The following is a 21,040-nucleotide window of genomic DNA, read 5'->3' as shown; positions in this document are numbered from 1 at the left end:
TCTTTATTTATTTAATCTCGGTGGAAATGCCCTTGGGACCGCCGGGCAGGAACATGGATATCCTCCGCAGGTTCTCCAGGGCCACCGGGTTGCCCGGCTCCAGCAGCAAAGCCTTCCGGAAGGCGTCGCCGGCCTCCGGCACCCGGTTCAGGCCGGCATAGGTGCCGCCCAGGGCCAGGTATAAAGAGGCCTTGTTCCGTTCGTATCTCAACGCCTGGAGAAAATAATCCAGGGCCTGGTCGAACAGCAGGTTCTGGGCCAGATACATCCCCCGCTGGTACAGCATCTGGGGCATCATCCGGTAAAGCATCTTGTCCCGGGACGACAGGGCCAGGGTGTCGGTATTCAGCAACTGCCCAGAGAACATGAATTCGTCCGGGGCCCGCTCGATCATGCCGGGAAGCTTCAGCCGGTACAGCAGGCCCTCGGGTATCCGCTGGTGATCGGGGGCTATCGCGGCGAAATCCCCTACCGGCTTGTTCTGGGTGAGATACGGCGGATGGTCGTAGTAGTTGGCCAGCAGCAGGGCATTTATCATGGCTATGAATTCCCGCTGAATGTCCTGATGATCATAGGGCTGGCCGTGCTCAAAAGGATGCAGCTGTTTTTTGAAGGCCTCCATCCTTTCCCGGCAGCTGTGGTATAATTCCGGATAACGCCTCTCCAGATACTCCAGGTACCAGCTCCTTCGCAGCAGTTCCTTGTCGATCAGGATGACATCCGGGCGGAGAAGGTCCCGCTGCATCAAGTAAAGGCAGGGCGAGTAGATGTCCCAGTTGTCGGCCAGGATCAAACCGTTGGGCGCGGCCGATGCCAGGACATTGCCGGCGATGGCATAGGTCAGCTGGTTGCGGCTGTTGTCATTGGCCTTGAAATTCAGCACCAACGGAAAAAGGAAAAGCCCCAGCACCGCGCCGGCGAAGACCTTTCCCAGCCTTTCCTGTCCGGCCGCCAGCCGGCGTCGTATCCACTCAAGCCCGAAGGCCATGAAAATAAAGGAACTGATGAAGGCCGGAATATAATAGGCCTCGATATCGGGGATGCTGTAATTGATGCCGTAAAACACCGCCAGGCAGAAGATCGCCAGCAGGGACCAAAAAAGTATCCTGCTTTTCTTGAATGCGGCATACATCCCGGGAGGTATCAGCCACCAAAGATACAGGCCCGGGTTGTCCAGCCATAGTCCAAGGAAATTCCTGAGATTAGCCAGCAAGTCCCCCCATGATTGGTTGAACATCCACACCCGGTATTGCTTTCCGCTGACATGCCAGAAGAACCGCTCCCAATTGCCGGGGTTGCCCCAATTTAACAACGGAGCCAGGTTTGAACGGATGGGCAGGTATAAGTAAACTGACAGGCCCAAAATGAAAAATAATACCCCCCCCACCCACAGTGATTTCTGCCCTGATCGGTCTGTCCTTCCCAGCGTCATCACCAACAATCCGGGGATCAGCCACAGCAGGCTTAAATGATTGCCCAGTCCCAGCCCGGTCAGGAAAGCCCCCAACAGGACATATCTGTCCTCCCCGGATTTCTGGTATCTGACGGCCAGCCACAGCAGGATCATGGCCAACAGGGCGCTCAGGGCATAGACCTCCAGGAAGGCCGCCTGCCGCCAGATCATCGGCGAAAAGGCATATATCAGCGATGCTGAAAATGCGATCTCCCCCTTGATCTCCAGCCCCTCAATGATCCGGAACAGCCAGCCGGCGGAAAGGGCCATGAAAATAGATGACAGCAGGTTCAGTTTCCAGGCCAGCTCCCCGAAGGGAATGAGCAGCACCCATAATCTGCCGATCAGGGTGTATAATGGATATCCGGTGGGATGGGCTATGCCCAGCGTCCGGCAGACCAGGGATAATTCCCCGGAATCTATCGGACCGATAGTGGGTGCCATGGTCTTCAGATAGACCAAAAAGGATATAAAAAAAACGAGTCCTGGTCCCCAAGTCGGGCCGATGCTCGTTTTTAAAAATTTCAGCAATGTTCTCATCATCTGCAATTGTTATTGGACCATCTTTTGTAAAATGGTGCGTCCGGCCCGATTTGAACGGGCAACCCCCAGCTTCGGAGGCTGGTGCTCTATCCAGTTGAGCTACGGGCGCATCACTTGTAATTATAACTTTTCTGGGAGAAAAAATCAAGCAGATAAACTACAGTTCCAGCTTTTGCCCCGGATCAGGCACCAGCACCTCCCTCCCCTTTTCCCTTAAAGCCTGGGCCAAACACTGGCTTTGGGCCTCCTCGCCATGGACCAAGAGCACCTTCCCCGCTCCGTCTTTCATGTTGTCCACAAAATCGATCAGGTCGTTGCGGTCGGCGTGGGCGGAGAACCCGTTCAGCACCTTTATCTCGGCCCGGACCTCCTGCTCCTCGCCGAATATCTTCACCGAAGGGGATTTATCGACCAGCCGCCTTCCCAGGGTGCCCTGGGCCTGGAAACCGACTATCAAAACCATGTTTCGCGGGTCGCCCAGGGAATTCCTCAAATGATGCAACACCCGCCCTCCTTCGCACATTCCCGAGGCGGAGATGATGATGCAGGGATCGCTGTTTTTGTTGAGTTTTTTAGAATCCTCCGCTGTCAGGACGTAGGTCAGGCGGCTGAAACCGAAAGGATCGTGATGGTTATCGATCTGCCGGCGCGTTTCCCGGTCAAAACATTCGGGATGCATCTTGAATATGTTGGTCACGTTTATCGACAGGGGGCTGTCCACGTAGATGGGTACGGCCGGCAGCTTCCCGGCCTCAAACATTCCGTGTAATTCATAGACGATCTCCTGGGTGCGTCCCACCGAAAAGGCCGGGATGATCAGCTTGCCCTTGCGGCTATGTACCTGCCTGACGATCTCCTGAAGTTTCCGGCTGGTCTCCTCGATGGGGCCGTGGACCCTGTCGCCATAGGTGCTTTCCATCAAAAGATAGTCGGCTCCGTCCGGCTGATAAGGGTCGCGGATGACGGGCAGATGATCCCGGCCCAGATCACCGGTGAAAAACAATCTTGTGGCCTTCCCGTTCTCGGTAAGCTCCAGATCCACCATGGCCGAGCCCAGGATATGGCCGGCATCGTGGAATACGGCCTTGACCCCCGGCAGGGGATTGAAAGACCGCTCATATGACAGGCTGACGAAATAGTCCAGCGCCCTCTCGGCGTCATCCATGGTATACAAGGGTTCTTTCAACGGCAGTCCCCGGGCCGCTCTTTTTTTATTGACAAATTTTATGTCGCTCTCCTGGATATGGGCCGAATCCCGGAGCATCAAGCCCAGCAGGTCCCTGGTGGCCGAGGTCATGTGGATGTCACCCTTGAAGCCGTTCTTTACCAGGGTTGGGATATTGCCGCTGTGGTCCAGGTGGGCGTGGGACAGGATCATGGCATCGATCTCTGCCGGGTTAAAAGGCAGGTTCCTGTTTTGGTCCTCGCTTTTTTCCCGTCGGCCCTGGTGAATCCCGCATTCCAGGAGCAGTTTTTTCCCCCCGATTTCAATCAGGTGCATGGACCCGGTGACATTTTTGGCAGCTCCATGAAAGGTGATGTTCATTCCCCTGTCTCCTTTAAGTATTGTGCGGCTCATAACAGGCTGAGTTCCCCGCGCTCCAGGCGCAGCAGCCTTTCCTTCCACCCCACTCCGGCCGAAAACCCTCCGGAGGAAAGGTCCTGCATGATCACCCGGTGGCAGGGAATAATTACCGGCAGGGGGTTAAGGCCCAGCGCCCTGCCCACCGCTTTGAAGGCCTTGGGGTGGTGGATCTGGTCGGCCAGCCACTTGTATGACCGCACCTGTCCGTAGGGGATCTGGCGGACCTTGTTCCACACTTCGCGTTCAAAAGGCGTGATGCCCCTTAGGTCCAGGGGGTAACTGAAGTCGGTCTGGATGCCGGAGAAATAACCGGCCAGGTCAACATAAATGTCTTCAAACCTGCCGGGGCCTTGGATGAACCGGCATTGAAACCGGCCCTCCAGTTCTTTGAAATGACCCTCCAGCGCAGGTTCCCCCAAGATCACCGAAAACAGGCCGATGTCGGTGGAGGAAACAAAGACCTTCCCCAGGGGCAGATGATACTGGCAGTAATATATTTTCATTCAGTCCTTTTCAAATTCCCGCAATATTCTGGTTGCCAGCGCTGCCCCGGCAACCTCAGCCAGCTCTTCCGGGCTGGCCGAGGCGATGCGCTTGACCGAGCCGAATTTTCTCAGCAGCCGGCCGGAGATGGCGGAGCCCACCCCCTTGATGGAGACCAATCTGGTGTTGCTGGCCCGACCGGCCCGGAGCGCATGATGGTACCTTTGGGCAAAACGGTGGGCCTCGTCACGCAGCCGCTGCATCAAATGCAGCCCGGATGAACCCCGGGGCAGGCTGGCGACCCTCCCGTCCTCCAGAAACAGTTCTTCCCTTCTTTTGGCCAGCCCGGCCATGGGTACATTATAGCTTTTTTCCTCTTTCAATTGCAAGACCGCCTTCAGCTGGGGCAATCCTCCATCCACCAGGATCAGGTCGGGCAGGTCCATCTTATTTTCCAGGGCATGCGCCAGATAACGCCCCACGGTCTCCTTGATCATGGCTGCATCGTTGGGGCCATCGATCCTCATCTTGAAGTGCCGGTATCCCGTCTTGTAAGGTCTGCCGTCCTTGAAACAGACCGCCGAACCCACGCTGTCGGTGCCGGAGATGTTGGAGATATCGAAAGCCACCACCAGCCGGGGAAGCTTGTCCAGGCCCAGGGCCTGTTGAACCTCTATCAGGGGCTGGGCGGTTTTGGCGCTCAACTTTTCCTTCCCCGCCACCATTTCATCCATCTTGCTCCGAAGCTGTTTGCCCGCGAATCTCTGAAGTTTTTTGTCGGTAGCGCTGGATGGCAGTTTAAGCGACACCGGGGTTCCCTTGAAACTGCCCATGACCTCCTCCAGCAGTTCCCGGTCCCGGGGCAAGGTTTCCATGATTATGTTGTCGGGGATGGTCAGGGAGTTCAGATAATGCTGGGAGATGAACGACGACATCAGTTCGGGGTCCCCCACCCCCAGGGGATCCTCGATGGCCCGGTCATACCTGGCCATCAGCCTTCCGCCCCGAAAGGAAAGCACCGTGAACATTATCTGTTTTTTCAGCCGGGCCAGGGCGATGAAATCGGTGTTCATCATCCCCCGGAAAATTATCTTCTGCCGGGCGGTCACCCTTTCCAGGTTCTGCAGCTGATCCCTCCAATGGGCCGCCTGTTCAAAATCCAACTGCCGGGCGGCGGCGTCGCGCAGTGCTTCCAGTTCCTGCGCCAGTTCCCGGCTTCGCCCGGAAACAAATTTCACTATGGCCTCCACCATCTGGCGGTATTCCCCGGGGCTGACCCTGCCCTGGCAGGGCGCCAGGCAGCGGCCTATTTGATGATTGAGGCAGGGACGGGGAGGTTTTCTGGCGGGAAGCTGATGCTGGCAGGTCCGGAGGGGAAATATCTGTCTGACCAGGGCCAGGGTCCGGTTCAGGGCGGTGCTGTCGGTGAATGGCCCGAAAAGGCGCGAGCCGTCTTCCGCCAGGTTCCGGGTGGAGAATATCCTGGGGTATGGCTCATTGGTGATCTTTATCCAGGGGAATTTTTTATCGTCCTTTAGAAGAATGTTGTACCTGGGCTGCCGTTTCTTCACCAGCTCGGCTTCAAGGATCAGGGCCTCCGGTTCGGAATCGGTGACGATATAATCAATATCGGCCGAACCGGAGATCAATTTTTCCTCCTTGACGTCCCCGCTGTTTCGGAAATGTCCCAGCACCCGGTCCCTGATATTCTTGGCCTTGCCGATGTAGATATCTTTTCCGGTCGGGTCCTTGAAGATATACACCCCGGGCAGTTCCGGGAGGGCATCTATTTTATCCGGCGGTTTCATCAAACTACTGAACGGGTTGAATGCATTGGATGGAATCGTTCCGTGGGGAATTGACCAGGGGGGACACCGGATAGCACTCCATGTCCTCCGGGGGATAGGGCCGGAGCAAAGCCCCCAGGGCCTTGGGGTCGGAAATGCCGTTGTCCAGCCAGAGGCGGTAGTCCTCCCGGGCGATGACGGCCGGCATCCGGTCATGCACCGGCTGCATCAGCTGGTTGGCCGCCGTGGTGATGATGGCGCAGCTGTTGACCACCAGTCCTCCGGGGCCGGACCATGATCCGAACAGTCCGGCCAGACCCATGGGGGCTGGGTCCTTCCGGTGGAAATAATACGGGACCTTGGGCCGGCCCCGGCCGCGCCATTCGTAAAATCCATCGGCGATGATCAGGCAGCGCTGGCTCTGAAAAGGCTTTTTAAAGCCGGCCTTAACGCCCAGGGTCTCGGCCCGGGCATTGATCATTTCATATCCGGTCTTTTCGTTCCCGGCCCAGGGCGGGATCAGGCCCCAGCGGAAGGCCTCGACAGACAGCCGGTCCCTTTTGACCACTGCCGCCACCTGGTTCCCCGGAGCAATATTATAACTGGGCTCCAGCAGAAAGGAGATATCGCTTAGTTCGATATCGAACTCCCGGGCGATCTCCTCTCCCCCGCTTTTTCTGACGAACCTGCCGCACATAATTAAATAACCAGATATTACAATTTGTTTATACAAAAAAATAGTCGGATTCTATGTCGGTTTTCAGGGAATCCCTGCAGAGCACAGAACATCCTTTAGGTAAAGATCATTTATACAGAATCCCCCGATACTTAATTTCCTCAATATACATCACTTCACAAGATCCGTCGCCCACATCCTCCCGGCTTAGCGAGGAGTTCCACCAGAAATTGCTCTCTCCCTTGAGGGCATCCACATAAACCAGAAAACCGTTAGCTTCGATGGTGTCACCGGCCGAGATGTGCCGCAGCGCCGCCCGGAGGTTGTCGTTGGCCGGAATGGCGTGAACGTTGGCCGAATAACGGGCAATGAAGGAATTGTCAAATGGAAATTCCTGGTCATAGCGCCAGTAATACCAGCGGTTGTCCTGGGACCATTTTACCTTTTTATACAGTCCGGTGGTGGTCATCTTGCCCCAGGCCACCGCCAGGTCACAGGGGGCTATGGTCGAGTTCCAGTCAGAGCTGTAATTCTTCCGGCCCAACACCAGGCCCTTTAGGAAGTATTCGGCCCTGGGTTTTATGGTTATGTCATAGTCATTGGCCGATATTTTGATCGGCTCCTGGTCATCCAGCGGCAGCTGCACCGGATCGTTCCGAATGTCGATGGTTTCGCTGTCGACGATCCCTTCCGGCGGAGTCCCGCAGGATTGCAGCAAGGTCAGGCTAAATATGATCATCAGGATAACCGGGGTGTTTCTCGACATATTATTATCGCTCCCGTTTCAGGTTCTCAGGCCTTGGCCACCGGCAGGTCGGCCCAGCTGGTAGTGTATCTGGGCGACAATGTCAGCTGGCGCATTTTCCACGGTTTGGCTACCCCCTGAGCAGCATAGAACACCGTATTACGACCCTGCGAGAGATTGATCTTGTCGACCGCCTGCATGACGGCCTGCTTTTGCCGATGCTTTTCCTGGTCGCTTTCCAGGTCCAGCTGCACCTGGCTATCGGGCACCAGTCCGCTGAGCATGACCCCGGCCCGTTTGTAATTGTAGCCCGGTTTGAAGATTTTCTCCAGAGCCCGGCCGGCATATTTTATCAGATCGGGGGTGTGGCCGGTGGCCGAGGGTAACCCGACGGTCATGAAAGCCCGGTATTGCGGTTCTTGTCGAAAACCGCTGGTTTCGATAAAGACCTGCACGAAGGCTGCCGCCGACCTCTGCCGTCTGGCCTTTTCGGCGGAGGCCGCAGTGAACTCCGCCACGGCCTGGCTTAACTGGGCCCGGTCCCTGATGAGCTGGCCAAAGGACCTCGAAGTAAGAACCGCCTTCTTGGGTCTGGCAAAATGTTCCAGCCGGATGCAGGGCGTACCCCGCAGCTCGGTGACGGTCCGCAATCCCGTCACGGTCATATTATTTTTTATCCAAGCATCGGATCTGTGGATCAACTGCCAGGCGTTATGGACCCCCTGACAGTTCAATAATTTGGCGTAGCGCAGACCCACCCCCCAGATATCTTTGACCTCCAGCTGCTCTAGGTAACCATCCAGGCGGGGATTGTGGCAAAGGTTCAGCACTCCGTTTGCACCGGGCATCCTCTTGGCGAACTTGTTGGCGGCCTTGGCCAGGGTCTTGGTCGGCCCCAGGCCGACCGTCACCGGGATCCCGGTCCATTGCCGGACGGTGCGGCGGATCTCCCGGGCACAGCTTTCCGGATCGCCAGACGTGCCGGACAGGGTCAGGAAGGCCTCGTCTATGGAATATATCTCCATCTGCGGGGAGAACTGTTTCAGGGTCTCCATCACCCGGTTGGACATGTCGCCGTACAAAGCGAAATTGGCCGAAAAAACCTGGATGTTATGCCGATCGATCAAGTCCTGCTGTTCAAAAAAAGGCTCCCCCATCCTGATCCCGGCGGACTTGGCCTGGTTGGAACGGGCGATGATGCAGCCGTCGTTGTTGGAAAGCACCACCACCGGTAGCTTGACCAGCCGGGGATCGAACACCCCCTCGCAGGAGGCATAGAAATTGTTGCAGTCCACCAGGGCAAAGACCGTATCCATAAAGAACCTACACCGAATGGATCACGTGTATCACCACCCCCCAGATGTCGAAATCCATCTCCGGGGTGACCTCGATATCCTGATATTCCGGGTTCTCGGCGGTCAGAACGGTCCGGTCCTTTTTACGGCGCAGGCGTTTGACCGTCAGCTCCCCGTTGACCACCGCCACTACGATCTTCCGGTCGGCCGGCTCCAGCGACCGGTCCACTATCAGGACATCTCCGGAGTGAATGCCCGCCTGGATCATGGAATTACCCTGGACCCTGACGAAAAATGTGGCCGCCGGATGCCGGATCAGGTGTTCGTTAAGGTCCAGCTTCTTGTCCAGAAAATCGTCGGCCGGCGAGGGAAACCCGGCGGCGATGCTGGCCAGGTACAGCGGCAGTTTCAGCCTTCCCCTGGCCTGGAATCCGTATATGTTCATTCCGTGAGAAGATTGTTTGGATCTTATCTTCATGGTCCTCGGCCTATTGCAAATTCAATGGATCGATTGAAATATATCATTTATCAAGCGGGCTTTCAAGTGAAATTGTCCTCAAAGTATGACCTATTATTTTGACCGGCAAATGATCAAGTTATTATTGATAAATCCATGGGTTTTGTGTTATATTTACTGACAAAGAGAATATTGGGGAGATATCATGAAGTCGTTCGCTAAAAAGGTGATCGCCGGCCTGCCGGCCAAAGGAATAGATTACGCCGATGTCCGGGTGCTGGGCACCCGGCGCCAGAATATATTCACCAAGAACGGCACGGTGGAATCGGCCACCAATTCCTCCGACCAGGGGTTCGGCCTCCGGGTGCTGATCAACGGATCCTGGGGCTTCGCCTCCAGCTCCAAACTGGAGACCTCGGAGATAGCCAAGGTGGTCAGGCTGGCGGTGGAGATAGCCCGGGCCTCCGCCCTGTCGCCCGGGGAGCCGGCGGTGTTGTCCGGCTTGAAAAAACAAACCGGGGGCTACCGAACAAAAATCCAGCAGGATCCCTTTAAGGTGCCCCTGGAGCAGAAGATCTCCCTGCTGCTGGAGGCCGATGCCATCATGCGCCGTAATCCGGCTATAAAAGTGGCCCGGGGCAGCCTGTGGTTCTTTCATGAGGATAAGGTGTTTGCCTCCACCCAGGGCAGCCTGCTGTCCCAGGAGATCACCGAATCCGGCGGGGAGATCAGCGCCCTGGCGGTGGACGGGCCGGAGGTTCAGATCCGGACCCATCCCAACATGGGCGGGGACACCGGCCAGGCCGGATATGAGTTCATCGAAAGGCTGGACCTGGCGGGCAACGCCGAGAAGATATCCCGCGAGGCCTCATTGCTTCTCAAGGCCCCACCCTGTCCGGCCCAAAAGGGCACCATCATCATCGCCACCAACCAGCTGGCCCTGCAGGTGCATGAATCCATCGGCCATCCCATCGAGCTGGACCGGGTCTACGGCACCGAGGCGGCCTATGCCGGCACCAGCTTCCTGACCACCGATAAGCTGAATACCCTCAAGTACGGGGCGGATATCGTCAACGTCAATGCCGATGCCACGGTGCCGGGAGGGCTGGGGACCTTCGGCTGGGATGACGAGGGGGTGCCGGCCCAGAATGTGCCTATAATAAAGAACGGGCTTTTTACCGGTTATCTGAGCTCCCGGGAAACGGCAGCCCGGCTGGGGCTGTTGTCGGGCGGCGCCATGCGGGCCGACGGATGGAACCGGATCCCCCTGATCCGGATGACCAACATCAACCTGGAGCCCGGCCGCTGGGATTACCAGAACCTGATTGCCGACACCGCCGACGGGGTCCTGTTCGACACCACCAAGACCTGGAGCATAGACGACAGAAGGCTTAATTTCCAGTTCACCACCGAGATCGCCTGGCAGATCAAGGGCGGCCGGCTTACCGGCCAGGCCTATAAGAACCCCACCTATACCGGCCTGACCCCCGAATTCTGGAATTCCTGCGATGCCATCTGCGACAGCAGATCGTGGCACCTGTGGGGCATCCCCAACTGCGGCAAGGGCCAGCCGGGGCAGACCGCCCATGTCGGGCATGGAGTATCCCCGGCCAGGTTCCGCAACGTCCAGATAGGAGTCTCCTGATCCCCGATATGCCAAACAATAATAGACACATAAACCTTGGCAAAAGGACCGGCTTTGTTCTGATGCTGGCTATGCTGGCCGGGAATTCGGGCTGCGCCTACTTCAACACCTACTACAACGCCCAAAAACTCTACAATTCGGCCAGCCGGAAGCACCAGCAGTTTCCCGACACCACCGCCGCCACCAGTGCGGAAAAGGAGGAGCTGAAAAAAGCCATCGACAAATATGCCGATGTGGCCCTGAGACATCCCAACAGCCGCTGGGTTGTTCCCAGCCTGTATAACATGGGCAATGCCTATTATCTGAGAGGCGAATACGACAAGGCGGCCCGCAAATATCAGGAGATATGGCAATACTATCCTGAAAGCAAATATTCGCCCCGGGCCCAATTGAACAACGCCCTTATTTCCCAGAATCTGAAGCAATGGGACAAGGCCTTGTGGGAACTATCCCAGATAAAGACCGACGACGGAAACATCAACCAAAGGGCGGCTTATCTGGAGGCCCTGATACTGCAGGCCGTCCCCGATTATCCCAAGGCGATAATCTCCTGGGAGCGCTTCCTGCACAATCACTACAAAAGCGATCTGGCTGTCGAGGCCCGCTATAACTACGCCCGGTGCCTTTTTTCCCTGAATGAATTCTCCAACTCCATCAGGGAGCTGGAGATGATACTGGATTCCCGGATCAAGAGGACCTTCCGCTATCAGGTCACCATGCTGCTGGGCCAAGCCTACCAGGCCAATGGCAGGCATTCCCGGGCCCTGCCGTTGTACCGGCGGTTGTTGAGGCGGGAATCCGACAAGGGCCGGATATCCGCCATAGAACTGGAGATCCTGAACTGTCAAAGGCCGGGATTGACGGCCGCTGATGCGGCGGGGCTGTATCACGGCCTGGCGCAGAAATATCCCAAGACCGCCGTATCCTCCGAGGCCCTGTTCAAAATCGGGCAGATCCATGAAGCCGGACAGGAGCTGGACAGCGCCCTGGCTTACTACAACAAGGCCCGAAACGAAAACCCGGCGGCCCAGATCCGCGAAGCCGCCCTAAAGAAAAGCGCTGATATCTCCCTGCTGCTGGCCTACCGCCAGCAATCCGACCAGCAGGCGGCGGAACAAAGCGCCAAATTGCAGTTTCTGATGGCCGAGCATTACCTGTTCGGCCTCAACAAGCCGGATTCCGCCCTGGCCGTCTACCGCCGGGTTGCCGGCGGTTCCGGTGATAATCAGCTGGCCCCCAAGGCCTGGTATGCAGCGGCCTGGACAGCGCGAAATTACCTGTCGGATACCTTAAGTTCGGACAGCCTGTTTTACATTTTGATAGAAAAATACCCCCGGACCAGATACGCCAACGGCGCCAGGCTGATGCTGAACCAGCCGGTCGACACCACCGTCATCGACACTGAACCGGAGATCGAAATGAATATACGGCCCCTGGAACAGAAACCGGAAGCCCCTCCGGCACGGCCCGATAGCGCCCAGGCACAGCCGCCCGATAGCGTCGCCAAGGATGCTCCGTCCGCTCCCCTGATACCGGGACCGAACATAAACCGATCGATGGATACCAGATAAATGAAGCAATATCCTTCAATACCGATCGCCTCGAACATCCCAGTCAGCGCCCAGGCCTACAAACTGTCCCTTAAAGCTCCCGGGTTGGCCCAAAGCGCCGACCCCGGGCAGTTTGTGCATATCCGGCTCAGCCCCGGGTCGGACCATCCCCTGCTTCGCCGCCCTTTCAGCATCAACGACATCCGGGGGGATAAGGTAGCAATCCTTTACCAGGTCAAGGGATCCGGCACAGAATTGCTCTCCAAAATGACGCCTAAGGACACCCTGGATATCATCGGGCCGCTGGGAAAGGGATTTGACATCGATCCCGGCAAGCGGCACCATCTGCTGGTGGCCGGGGGCATGGGGATCGCGCCGATGGGCTTTCTGGGCCGCCGGCTGAAAGGCTTGAAACTGAAACATCAGCTGTTTTACGGCTGCCGGTCCTCCTCCGAACTTATAAAAACTGATATCAAAATATGCAGCATATCCAGCGATGACGGAAGCTGCGGGAAAAAGGGCCTGGTCACCTCCCTGCTGCCGGATAGACTGGACGGCTGCCAGGATCCGTCGGTCTACGCCTGCGGGCCGTGGCCCATGCTTCAGGCGGTGGCCCGGATCTGCCGGGATAAAAAAATACCCTGCCAGGTTTCCCTGGAATCATTCATGGCCTGCGGGGTCGGGGCCTGCCAGGGCTGCGTGGTCAAGGGCAGCGACGGCGGCTATCTTTCGGTCTGCGACCAGGGTCCGGTGTTCGACAGCCGGCGGATCGACTGGGATCAGGATTGCGTCATATGAAGAAATTAAGGGACATAGACCTGCGGGTCAGCCTGGCCGGATTGGAGCTGAAAAATCCCGTCATTGCCGCCTCCGGCACTTTTGGCTACGGAACGGAATACTCCACTCTGGCAGAACCCGGCGATTTCGGGGCCGTCATCACCAAGACCATCACCCTTTCCCCCCGGGCCGGCAACCCTCCGCCCCGGGTCTGCGAGACGGCCTGCGGGATGCTCAATTCCATCGGACTGGCCAACGTGGGATTCGAGGCCTTTAAAAAGGACAAGCTGCCCCGTCTGCTGGGGAAAGGCACCGTTATCATCGCCAACATCGCCGGCAACACCATTGAAGAGTATGTCGAGCTGGCGGGAAAACTGAATAAAATAACCGATATCCCGGCCCTGGAATTGAACATCTCCTGCCCCAACGTCAGGCACGGCGGGATAGCCTTCGGCACCGACCCGGCCGGCGCCGCGGCCCTAAGCAAAGCGGTCCGCCGGGTCTACAAAAAGACCCTGATAGTAAAGCTCAGCCCCAATGTCAGCGACATCGCCGCCATCGCCCGGGCGGTCGAGAAAGCCGGGGCCGATGCCCTGTCGCTGATCAACACCCTCTACGGCATGGCGGTGGACATAAGAAAACGCCGCCCGGTGCTGGGCAACATCACCGGGGGCCTTTCCGGACCGGCCATCAAGCCGGTGGCCCTCTACAATCTTTACAAGGCCTATCATACGGTAAAAATTCCCCTGATCGGGCTGGGAGGAATAATGAATTATACCGATGCCCTGGAGTTCATGATCACCGGGGCTGCGGCGGTGCAGATCGGGACCGCCAATTTCGTCAACCCCTCGGCGGCCAGGGACATTCTGGCGGGAATGACAGGATTCTGCCGGGAGAACAACATCATCAGAGTTAAGAACCTTACCGGGGTACTGAAATGCTAATCTCAAAGTTTACCAGCAGGCTGGCAGCCTTCTCCGCCCTGCTGGCCCTGCTGGGCTGCGCCCCGGCCCCCGTCTACCGCGCAGGGCCGGCCAGGGAGACCGCGGCCCCCCAGAGCGACCCCGTCAAGGAGAATAAGAAACCGTCCGCCGAATGGCCCCTGACCACCGCCACCGGCATCGCCAGCTACTACGGCAAGGAATTCCACGGCCGGAAGACCGCCAACGGCGAGACCTTCGACATGAATGCCATGACCGCCGCCCACCGCACCCTGCCATTCGGCACCATGGTCCGGGTCACCAATCTGGCCAACGACCAGAGCGTCACCGTCCGGATCAACGACCGGGGGCCATTCATCAAAGGACGGATAATAGACCTGTCCTACGGGGCCGCCAAATCCATTGATCTGCTGTCCATCGGACAGGTCAAACTGGAAGTGTTAAAATATCCCCAATGAACGAAAGGATTTTAATGAACATCTCTACCCCTGACCGGCTGATAGTGGCCCTGGACGTGCCGGATCTGAAGAATGCGCAGAATTTGATAGATCGGCTGGGTTCCTCGGTGAATTTTTACAAGGTTGGGAACCAGTTGTTCACCTCCTGCGGCCCCAAAATTGTGGAGCTGATAAAGAAAAGTGGGCACAGGGTCTTTCTGGACCTCAAATACCACGACATCCCCAATACCGTGGCCAAGGCCGCCCAGGCGGCCTACGAACTTGGCGTCGATATGTTCAACATGCATGCCATGGGCGGGTTCTCCATGATGGAGACGGCAGCTACTACTGTCACCAATTCAGCCTCCAGCGACCGGAAAACCAAGCCCGTCATGCTGGGGGTGACGGTCCTGACCAGCATGGACGAGGCCACCTTTCAGGACGTGTTGGGCACTCCCGGAAGGTCCATAGAGGAACAGGTGCTTCACCTGGCCGGCTTAAGCCGGAGCGCCGGGCTGGACGGGGTGGTGGCCTCGCCCCATGAGATAGCCATGCTCCGCAAGGAACTGGGAAGCGAGTTCGTGATCCTGACCCCCGGCATACGCCCGGCCGACAGTTCCAGCGACGACCAGAAGCGTTTTCTGACCCCTGGCCAGGCCATCAAGACCGGGGCTGACTACCTGGTGGTGGGCCGGCCCATCACTACGGCCAAGGATCCGGCCGCCGCCGCTCAAAAGATAATCAAGGAGATCGAAGATGCTCTCAAATGATGAAATAAAACAGATATTGCTAAAGAACCAGGTCCTGCTTGACGGTCATTTCCTGCTGACCTCGGGCCGCCACAGCCGTTTCTATTTCGAAAAATTCCGGGTGCTCCAGCAGCCGGCTGACGCCGCCCTGTTCTGCCGGGCCATCGCCGAACATTTCAAAGATGCTGATATCGACACCGTGGCCGGGCCGACCACCGGCGGGATAATCATCGCCTTCGAAGTGGCCCGGAAGATGGGGAAAAAGGCCGTCTATGCCGAGCGGACCACCGAGGGCCGGGGATTTTTACGGGGCATGTCATTGGCCAAGGGAGAAAAGGTGCTGGTGGTGGACGATGTGATGACCACCGGAGGCTCGGTGCTGGAGACCATCGAGGCGGTGAAAATGGCCGGGGCGGAACTAAAGGGCGTGGCGGTGTTCATAGACCGCAGTTCCCAGAAGCCTGATTTCGGGGCTCCCTTCTTCTCGCTGTATCACGAGAAGGTGGAGACCTTCGATCCCGAAAATTGTCCGCTGTGCAAACAAGGGATACCTCTGGCCAAGCACGGCAGCAGCCCCAAGAAATGATCGGCAATTGTTTGCCATTTCCGGCTGGACCGGGAATCCATGAAAAAAGAAAAGCCCCTTCCGATGAAGGGGCTTTTCAAATATCGCTGTTCTATTTCATGAACGGATAGGGAATGGTGATATAGGCGTCGGCCGGCTGGCCGTTCTTGGTCCCCGGTTTGAACACCGCCTTGTAAGCGGCATCGGTGGCGGCCTCGTCGCAGCCGTACCCGATCCCCCGGATCACCTGGGCATCCTTGACCTTGCCGTCCGGGCCCACCAAAAGCTTGACGAACACCCGTCCGGTGATCCCGGCCTTGCGGGCGCTTTCGGGATAGGCCGGGGAAACGATCTTCACCGCCTCGGGTTCGGTGGGGCGAATTTCAGGCTCGGCAGGTGTCTCCTCCGGGGCCGGGGCGGGCGCCGATGGTACAGCCTCGGCTACCAGCAAGTCCTGGGGGTTCACCGCCACCGGCTTGGGTGCAGTCACCACCGGTGCGGCCGCCGGCCTGGGTGCCGGCTGTTCGGTCCTGGTGGCTATGGGCTGGGGATTGCTTGTTTCTGCGGTGGTCGGTCTTTCCGTCCGCCCTCTTTCCGGGACGGCGGTCATCACCGGCTGGGATGGCGGCGGCGCCACGGCGGCGGTCGCCGCGGAGGCCAGGGCCTCTCCCCTTCTCTGGGCGGCCGGGATCCACCACTCGTCCAGCGCAGCCATCGGCCCGCGGGCGTCCTGGGCCGGACCCTTGACCCCCTTGTAGATGATGGTGACCACGTCCGGAACGTACAGATAGGTGGCCGGCATCTCGGTATTGACCACCTGCTGGAATTTGACCCAGATATCCTTGGCCTTGCGGCGGCTTAAAGTGGCCAGGCCCGCGTCGATCAGGCTGTCCACCGATGAATTGGAATACTTGAGGATGAAATTATAAATGCCCTTCTCCGGGGACGAATGCCACACCGCCGTGGGGTCCACCTTGAAGTCGTTCTTCCAGGAGAACAGCATGGCGTCGTACTGGCCGTTCCTCAGCCGCTGGATGAAGGTCTTGGCATCCACCACCGCCAGATTGACCTTGACCCCCACGCCTTTAAGCTGTTCCCTGATCAGCACAGCGGTGGCCTCCTGCACCGGCTGTCCCTGGGCCAGCAGCAGGTTCAGCTCCAGCACCTGCTTGGGCCCTTTGGCCAAAAACCCTTCGCGGTTCCGGTCCTTCCAGCCCAGCTCGGCCAGCAGGGTCTTGGCCTGGTCGGGGTCGTAGGGCCGTGCTTTGAGCTCCTGGTCGTAGGCCCAACTGGTGGGCAGGAACGGCCCGTTGGCCGGCTTGCCCTTGCCCATCAAAACGTCGTTGATCAGGGCCGTCTGGTCTATGCCCAGGGCGAAGGCCTTGCGCAGGCTGACCTCGGAGAACAGAGGACTGTTCAAATTCCAGCCGATGAAAGTGAAGCTGCGTCCGGGATATTCTATGGATGTCAGGTTGGGGTCGCCCTGGACCTTGAGGGCATACTGGGGCGACAGGTCGTTGGTCATGTCCACCGTGCCGTTCTGCAGGGCGTTCATCAGGCTGGCCTCGTCCCCGTAAAATTTAAAAACGATCCGGTCCAGGGCCGGTTTGCCCTTGTAGAAGTCCGGATTGGCGGCCAGCACCAGGCGGTCGCCCCGCACCCATTCCTCCACCCTGTACGGCCCGTCGCCCACCGGGTTGTCGTCGAAGTCGGCGGAGTTGGCGGCGCTCAGCTTCTCCAGAATGTGTTTGGGAAGGACCATGATCCCGGTATCGAACAGCTCGTCGGAGTATACCCGGTTGAAAAAGAACTTCACCGCCAGGGGCCCGACCACCTCGACCCTCTCCACGAACTGCAGGCCGCCGGACCGGGCGTATTTTATCTGGGGATCGCGCATCATGTCGAAGGAGAACTTGACATCCTCGGCGGTCACCGGCTGTCCGTCGCTCCACTTGACGTCCTTGCGCAGGACATAGGTGACCTCCTTGAAATCCTCGGAGAACTTCCAGGAGCGGGCCAGCCCGGCCACGATGTTCATTCCCTGATCGAAGTGATGCAGGCTCATGAATAGTTTTTCATGGATATCGGTGGAGGCCGTGAATGACAGCCGCAGCGGATTCAAGGAGGACGGCTCGTTCATGGTGCCGATGGTCAATGTCCCTCCGGATTCGCTGTCCGGATATTTCTCGCTCTTGGAACATCCGGACAGCACCAGAAAGAATCCGGCGATCACTAAAAATAATCCACGAAAAACCCATGATCTCATGGTTCGCTCCTTTTATTAACGTTCATTATATCCCTGATTCCCCGCAATATGTATAAATTATAATAAGTTAAGCGATTTGTCAAGTAAAATTTGTTGATTTGTCAATATTTCTGTAGTATAGTATCTTTTCGGGAGGATATTATGCAGCACCGCCTCATCTTAACGACACTGCCAGTGATGATTTTATCCGCAAATATTTTATGGGGAGCCGGCGACAATATGACACAAACCACCATCTGCGACCTTCATTGCGACACCGCCATCAACCTGGCTGACGGTAAGGGGATCGGCGGGCCGAGGGCAAAAAGCCAGGTCACCCTGGAAAAACTAAAGGCCGGCGGGGTCGGCCTGCAGGTCTATGCCTGCTGGGTGTCCCCCAAATACCGCCACCGCCTGGCCTGGGATCGGGCCCGGCAGCTGATAGCCGCCGTAAAGAAGGAGATATCGGAGCATCGGAACGAAATGATGCTGGTCACCGGCAAGCAGAGCTGGCAGGAATGCCGTAAAAGCAAACGGATCGGGGTTCTCCTGGCGGTGGAGGGCGGCCATGTGCTGGACGGCGACATCTCCCGGCTGGATTCCCTTTATGATCAAGGGGTGAGAATTCTGACCCTGACCTGGAACAATTCAAACATCTTCGCCTGTTCGGCCTACAGCCTTCACAAGACCGGGGTCGATAAGGGTCTAACACCGACCGGTCGCCAACTCATCGCCCGGGCCGATAAGCTGGGCATGCATATAGACCTCTCTCATTCCTCGGAAAAGACCTTCTGGGATGTGCTGAAGACCAGCAAACATCCCCCCCTGCTTTCCCACTCCTGCGCAAATTTTCTCAACGGACATTTCCGGAATGCCTCGGACAGGCAGATCAAGGCGGTGTCTGATAGAAAGGGATTGATGGGAATAAATTTCTGCCCGGCCTTTCTGGGGGACGAGCACAAACCCAAATCGGTAGAGAGCGTGGCCGACCAGTTCGAGTATGTCAAGGAGCTGGCCGGAACCGATATCCTGGCCATCGGGTCTGATTTCGACGGAATTAGGGAAACCCCGGAAGGCCTGGACGGACCGGACAAACTGCCCGGTTTGCTGGGAGCATTGAAAGAACGCGGCTTCAGCAAAAAGGAGATTGAGGATATCGGGCTGTACAATACTTTAAGGTATTTTGGCTGGCAGTGATTGGTCTTTGACCTCACCCTGCCTACCGGCTTCCCTCTCCTAAAGCATTAGGAGAGGGTTGGGGCGAGGTCCTCCGGTCAGAATGACCATTTGAAAAGCCCGGATCAAAATCCGGGCTTTTCAGTCGGCCTCGCCTTTTATGAACCGCTGGACCCTTTGGTCCGGCGATCTTTTTATCTCCTCCGGGGTGCCGCAGAAGATGATCCTGCCCTGATGCAGCATGGCGATCCGGTCGGCGATCTTGGAGGCGCTGACCATGTCGTGGGTGACCGCTATCGAGGTCAGCGTCATCTTGTTCCGAAGGTCGATGATCAGATCGTTGATCTTGTCGGCCATGATGGGATCCAGTCCGGTGGTGGGCTCGTCGTAAAGAATGTACTCCGGGTCCATGGCGATGGCCCGGGCCAGCCCCACCCTTTTTTTCATCCCGCCGGAGAGCTCGGCCGGCATCAGGCCTCCGGTGCCGGACATGCCCACCATCTCCAGCTTTTTATCGACGATGCCGGATATCTGCTCGGTCGAATATTCCGAGTGCTCCTTGAGACCCAGTCCCACGTTCTCGGCCACCGTCAGCGAGTCGAACAGGGCCGCCCCCTGAAACAGCATACCCAGGCGCTTCCGCAGGGAGAACAATTCATTTTTTCCGATGTGGGACAGCTCGGTGCCGTCAATTTTGACGGAGCCCCGGTCCGGCTGCATCAGCCCGATGATATGGCGCAGCAGGACGCTCTTGCCGCAGCCCGACCCGCCGATGATCACCATGGTCTCCCCGGTGTTGATGCTTAGGTCCACCCCGGCCAGCACCGGCTTGGAGTTGAAGGATTTGTATATGTTGGATATCTCTATCATTATCTTTTACCGGCGTATTTGTCAATTGATATCATAAAAACTCTTAGTGTCTCTGTGTTTTTGTGAGAGAAACTATCCTGGATTCTCGTCTTCACGGGAATGACACCAAGTCTGAGACAAAAGACCCTTTGTGCCTGAACCTCGGGTTTTTATCTGAATATCCAGGCTGAAATAATATAATCAAATATCAGTATCAGCACCGCCGAGGTGACCACCGAATTGGTGGTGGCCTTGCCCACCCCCTCGGCCCCGCCCTCGGTGGCCGAGCCGTGGAAGCACCCCGAGGTGGCGATGATGATCCCGAAGAACACCGATTTGACGATCCCGCCCACTAGGTCCCGGGTGTGGAAATGGAACCGCAGGCCGTCCAGGTACATCTGGCTGGAGATGCCCACCGACAGCACCGCCACCAGCCAGCCGCCGATCAGGGCCACGAAATTGGCGAACACCGTCAACACCGGGGCCATCACCGCCCCGGCCACGAAGCGCGGCATGTACAGGTAGGCCACCGGGTCGATGGCCATGGTCTCCAGGGCGTCGATCTGCTCGGTGACCTTCATGGTGCCCAGCTCGGCGGCGATCCCGGCCCCCACCCGGCCGGCCACCACCAGGGCGGTCAGCACCGGCCCCAGTTCTATCAGCACCGCCCGGGAGATCCCGGCCCCCAGCCAGATGGGCGGCACCAGCCCCTGCATCTGGTAGGCGGCCTGCACCCCGGCCACCATCCCGGTGAATACCGCCGAGAACAGCACCACCGGCAGGGAGCTCACCCCGAAGAACATCATCTGGGTGAGGACCTGGGAGAAATTCCTGAGGATGTATCTTAATGACAGGGCGATCTTTCCCAAAAGGATGAAAGCCGCTCCCCATCCCTGGAAAAGGTCGATGGTCGAGCGGCCGATGTTTTCGAAGATGCTGCGCTGGGAAAGAATGTTAAGTTTGAATGGCATGTCCTTAAAATATATTTAGTTCAAGTAAGGCCTTATAGATTATAGAAAATCACTTTCCCGCTTTCTCTTATAACTAAGAGAAAGCTCCAAAGAGAAGTTTTAGGGGACGGC

General features: G+C 57.6%; 18 protein-coding genes, 1 tRNA gene and 1 pseudogene. 8 read left to right on the top strand and 12 right to left on the bottom strand.

Annotation, left to right across the window (positions count from 1 at the left end):
• Positions 1-7: 7 nt before the first annotated feature.
• From RDU76_06080 to umuD, 9 genes are all read right to left on the bottom strand, one after another.
• Positions 8-1,897, bottom strand: a complete 1,890-nt coding sequence (locus RDU76_06080; GenBank protein ID MDQ7798493.1) for a DUF2723 domain-containing protein — start codon at positions 1,895-1,897, stop codon at positions 8-10.
• 131 nt (positions 1,898-2,028) lie between these two features.
• Positions 2,029-2,105 (bottom strand) — tRNA-Arg (locus RDU76_06075).
• 48 nt (positions 2,106-2,153) lie between these two features.
• A complete protein-coding gene (locus RDU76_06070) occupies positions 2,154-3,542 on the bottom strand; it encodes an MBL fold metallo-hydrolase (GenBank protein ID MDQ7798492.1) in 1,389 nt (462 codons plus the stop codon).
• 29 nt (positions 3,543-3,571) lie between these two features.
• Positions 3,572-4,084: a methylated-DNA--[protein]-cysteine S-methyltransferase gene (locus RDU76_06065; protein ID MDQ7798491.1), complete on the bottom strand. Its 513-nt coding sequence runs from the start codon at positions 4,082-4,084 to the stop codon at positions 3,572-3,574.
• Positions 4,085-5,872 (bottom strand): excinuclease ABC subunit UvrC, encoded by a 1,788-nt coding sequence (uvrC, locus tag RDU76_06060; protein ID MDQ7798490.1) that lies wholly within the window; start codon positions 5,870-5,872, stop codon positions 4,085-4,087.
• Between the two features lie 4 nt (positions 5,873-5,876).
• Positions 5,877-6,548 carry an SOS response-associated peptidase gene (locus tag RDU76_06055; protein MDQ7798489.1) on the bottom strand — a complete coding sequence of 224 codons (672 nt, stop codon included), beginning with the start codon at positions 6,546-6,548 and terminating at the stop codon, positions 5,877-5,879.
• 106 nt (positions 6,549-6,654) lie between these two features.
• Positions 6,655-7,293, bottom strand: coding sequence for a hypothetical protein (locus RDU76_06050; GenBank protein ID MDQ7798488.1), 639 nt, complete (start codon positions 7,291-7,293; stop codon positions 6,655-6,657).
• 26 nt (positions 7,294-7,319) lie between these two features.
• Complete coding sequence (locus tag RDU76_06045; protein ID MDQ7798487.1) at positions 7,320-8,588, bottom strand: Y-family DNA polymerase; 1,269 nt, start codon at positions 8,586-8,588, stop codon at positions 7,320-7,322.
• Positions 8,589-8,595: 7 nt separating this feature from the next.
• Positions 8,596-9,012: a translesion error-prone DNA polymerase V autoproteolytic subunit gene (gene umuD, locus RDU76_06040; GenBank protein MDQ7798486.1), complete on the bottom strand. Its 417-nt coding sequence runs from the start codon at positions 9,010-9,012 to the stop codon at positions 8,596-8,598.
• Positions 9,013-9,229: 217 nt separating this feature from the next.
• On the opposite strand from umuD, the gene RDU76_06035 reads away from it, so the two are divergent.
• From RDU76_06035 to pyrE, 7 genes and pseudogenes are all read left to right on the top strand, one after another.
• Positions 9,230-10,669 (top strand): TldD/PmbA family protein, encoded by a 1,440-nt coding sequence (locus tag RDU76_06035; GenBank protein ID MDQ7798485.1) that lies wholly within the window; start codon positions 9,230-9,232, stop codon positions 10,667-10,669.
• Positions 10,670-10,677: 8 nt separating this feature from the next.
• Positions 10,678-12,240: a tetratricopeptide repeat protein gene (locus RDU76_06030; GenBank protein ID MDQ7798484.1), complete on the top strand. Its 1,563-nt coding sequence runs from the start codon at positions 10,678-10,680 to the stop codon at positions 12,238-12,240.
• Positions 12,241-13,017: a dihydroorotate dehydrogenase electron transfer subunit gene (locus RDU76_06025; GenBank protein MDQ7798483.1), complete on the top strand. Its 777-nt coding sequence runs from the start codon at positions 12,241-12,243 to the stop codon at positions 13,015-13,017.
• A complete protein-coding gene (locus tag RDU76_06020; protein ID MDQ7798482.1) occupies positions 13,014-13,940 on the top strand; it encodes a dihydroorotate dehydrogenase in 927 nt (308 codons plus the stop codon). Before RDU76_06025 ends, RDU76_06020 begins: the two co-directional genes overlap by 4 nt.
• Positions 13,941-14,104: 164 nt before the next feature.
• Positions 14,105-14,386: pseudogene (locus RDU76_06015) on the top strand (septal ring lytic transglycosylase RlpA family protein).
• 23 nt (positions 14,387-14,409) lie between these two features.
• Positions 14,410-15,144, top strand: a complete 735-nt coding sequence (pyrF, locus tag RDU76_06010) for an orotidine-5'-phosphate decarboxylase (protein ID MDQ7798481.1) — start codon at positions 14,410-14,412, stop codon at positions 15,142-15,144.
• On the top strand, positions 15,131-15,709 hold the full coding sequence (gene pyrE / locus RDU76_06005; GenBank protein ID MDQ7798480.1) for an orotate phosphoribosyltransferase: 579 nt from the start codon (positions 15,131-15,133) through the stop codon (positions 15,707-15,709). The genes pyrF and pyrE overlap by 14 nt, the downstream gene beginning before the upstream one ends.
• 91 nt (positions 15,710-15,800) lie before the next feature.
• Here pyrE and RDU76_06000 read toward each other — a convergent pair whose 3' ends face one another.
• Positions 15,801-17,954 carry a TonB family protein gene (locus tag RDU76_06000; GenBank protein ID MDQ7798479.1) on the bottom strand — a complete coding sequence of 718 codons (2,154 nt, stop codon included), beginning with the start codon at positions 17,952-17,954 and terminating at the stop codon, positions 15,801-15,803.
• 219 nt (positions 17,955-18,173) lie between these two features.
• On the opposite strand from RDU76_06000, the gene RDU76_05995 reads away from it, so the two are divergent.
• On the top strand, positions 18,174-19,130 hold the full coding sequence (locus tag RDU76_05995) for a dipeptidase (protein ID MDQ7798478.1): 957 nt from the start codon (positions 18,174-18,176) through the stop codon (positions 19,128-19,130).
• A 120-nt stretch (positions 19,131-19,250) separates the two neighbouring features.
• On the opposite strand, the gene RDU76_05990 is transcribed toward RDU76_05995, so the two are convergent.
• Together RDU76_05990 and RDU76_05985 are read right to left on the bottom strand one after the other, a co-directional pair.
• A complete protein-coding gene (locus RDU76_05990; GenBank protein MDQ7798477.1) occupies positions 19,251-19,979 on the bottom strand; it encodes an ABC transporter ATP-binding protein in 729 nt (242 codons plus the stop codon).
• Positions 19,980-20,128: 149 nt separating this feature from the next.
• Complete coding sequence (locus tag RDU76_05985; protein ID MDQ7798476.1) at positions 20,129-20,929, bottom strand: ABC transporter permease; 801 nt, start codon at positions 20,927-20,929, stop codon at positions 20,129-20,131.
• Between the last annotated feature and the right edge of the window lie 111 nt (positions 20,930-21,040).

It is taken from the genome of Candidatus Edwardsbacteria bacterium, assembly GCA_031082425.1.
GTDB lineage: Bacteria > Edwardsbacteria > AC1 > AC1 > EtOH8 > UBA2226.
The sequence above is the reverse complement of the archived record's forward strand: the minus strand, read 5'-3'. Positions and strand labels throughout refer to the sequence as shown.

Coding starts and splice junctions, on each gene's coding strand:
- RDU76_06080 (MDQ7798493.1), bottom strand. CDS start 1,897: ATGGCACCCACTATCGGTCCGATAGATTCCGGGGAATTATCCCTGGTC.
- RDU76_06070 (MDQ7798492.1), bottom strand. CDS start 3,542: ATGAACATCACCTTTCATGGAGCTGCCAAAAATGTCACCGGGTCCATG.
- RDU76_06065 (MDQ7798491.1), bottom strand. CDS start 4,084: ATGAAAATATATTACTGCCAGTATCATCTGCCCCTGGGGAAGGTCTTT.
- uvrC (MDQ7798490.1), bottom strand. CDS start 5,872: ATGAAACCGCCGGATAAAATAGATGCCCTCCCGGAACTGCCCGGGGTG.
- RDU76_06055 (MDQ7798489.1), bottom strand. CDS start 6,548: ATGTGCGGCAGGTTCGTCAGAAAAAGCGGGGGAGAGGAGATCGCCCGG.
- RDU76_06050 (MDQ7798488.1), bottom strand. CDS start 7,293: ATGTCGAGAAACACCCCGGTTATCCTGATGATCATATTTAGCCTGACC.
- RDU76_06045 (MDQ7798487.1), bottom strand. CDS start 8,588: ATGGATACGGTCTTTGCCCTGGTGGACTGCAACAATTTCTATGCCTCC.
- umuD (MDQ7798486.1), bottom strand. CDS start 9,012: ATGAACATATACGGATTCCAGGCCAGGGGAAGGCTGAAACTGCCGCTG.
- RDU76_06035 (MDQ7798485.1), top strand. CDS start 9,230: ATGAAGTCGTTCGCTAAAAAGGTGATCGCCGGCCTGCCGGCCAAAGGA.
- RDU76_06030 (MDQ7798484.1), top strand. CDS start 10,678: ATGCCAAACAATAATAGACACATAAACCTTGGCAAAAGGACCGGCTTT.
- RDU76_06025 (MDQ7798483.1), top strand. CDS start 12,241: ATGAAGCAATATCCTTCAATACCGATCGCCTCGAACATCCCAGTCAGC.
- RDU76_06020 (MDQ7798482.1), top strand. CDS start 13,014: ATGAAGAAATTAAGGGACATAGACCTGCGGGTCAGCCTGGCCGGATTG.
- pyrF (MDQ7798481.1), top strand. CDS start 14,410: ATGAACATCTCTACCCCTGACCGGCTGATAGTGGCCCTGGACGTGCCG.
- pyrE (MDQ7798480.1), top strand. CDS start 15,131: ATGCTCTCAAATGATGAAATAAAACAGATATTGCTAAAGAACCAGGTC.
- RDU76_06000 (MDQ7798479.1), bottom strand. CDS start 17,954: ATGAGATCATGGGTTTTTCGTGGATTATTTTTAGTGATCGCCGGATTC.
- RDU76_05995 (MDQ7798478.1), top strand. CDS start 18,174: ATGACACAAACCACCATCTGCGACCTTCATTGCGACACCGCCATCAAC.
- RDU76_05990 (MDQ7798477.1), bottom strand. CDS start 19,979: ATGATAGAGATATCCAACATATACAAATCCTTCAACTCCAAGCCGGTG.
- RDU76_05985 (MDQ7798476.1), bottom strand. CDS start 20,929: ATGCCATTCAAACTTAACATTCTTTCCCAGCGCAGCATCTTCGAAAAC.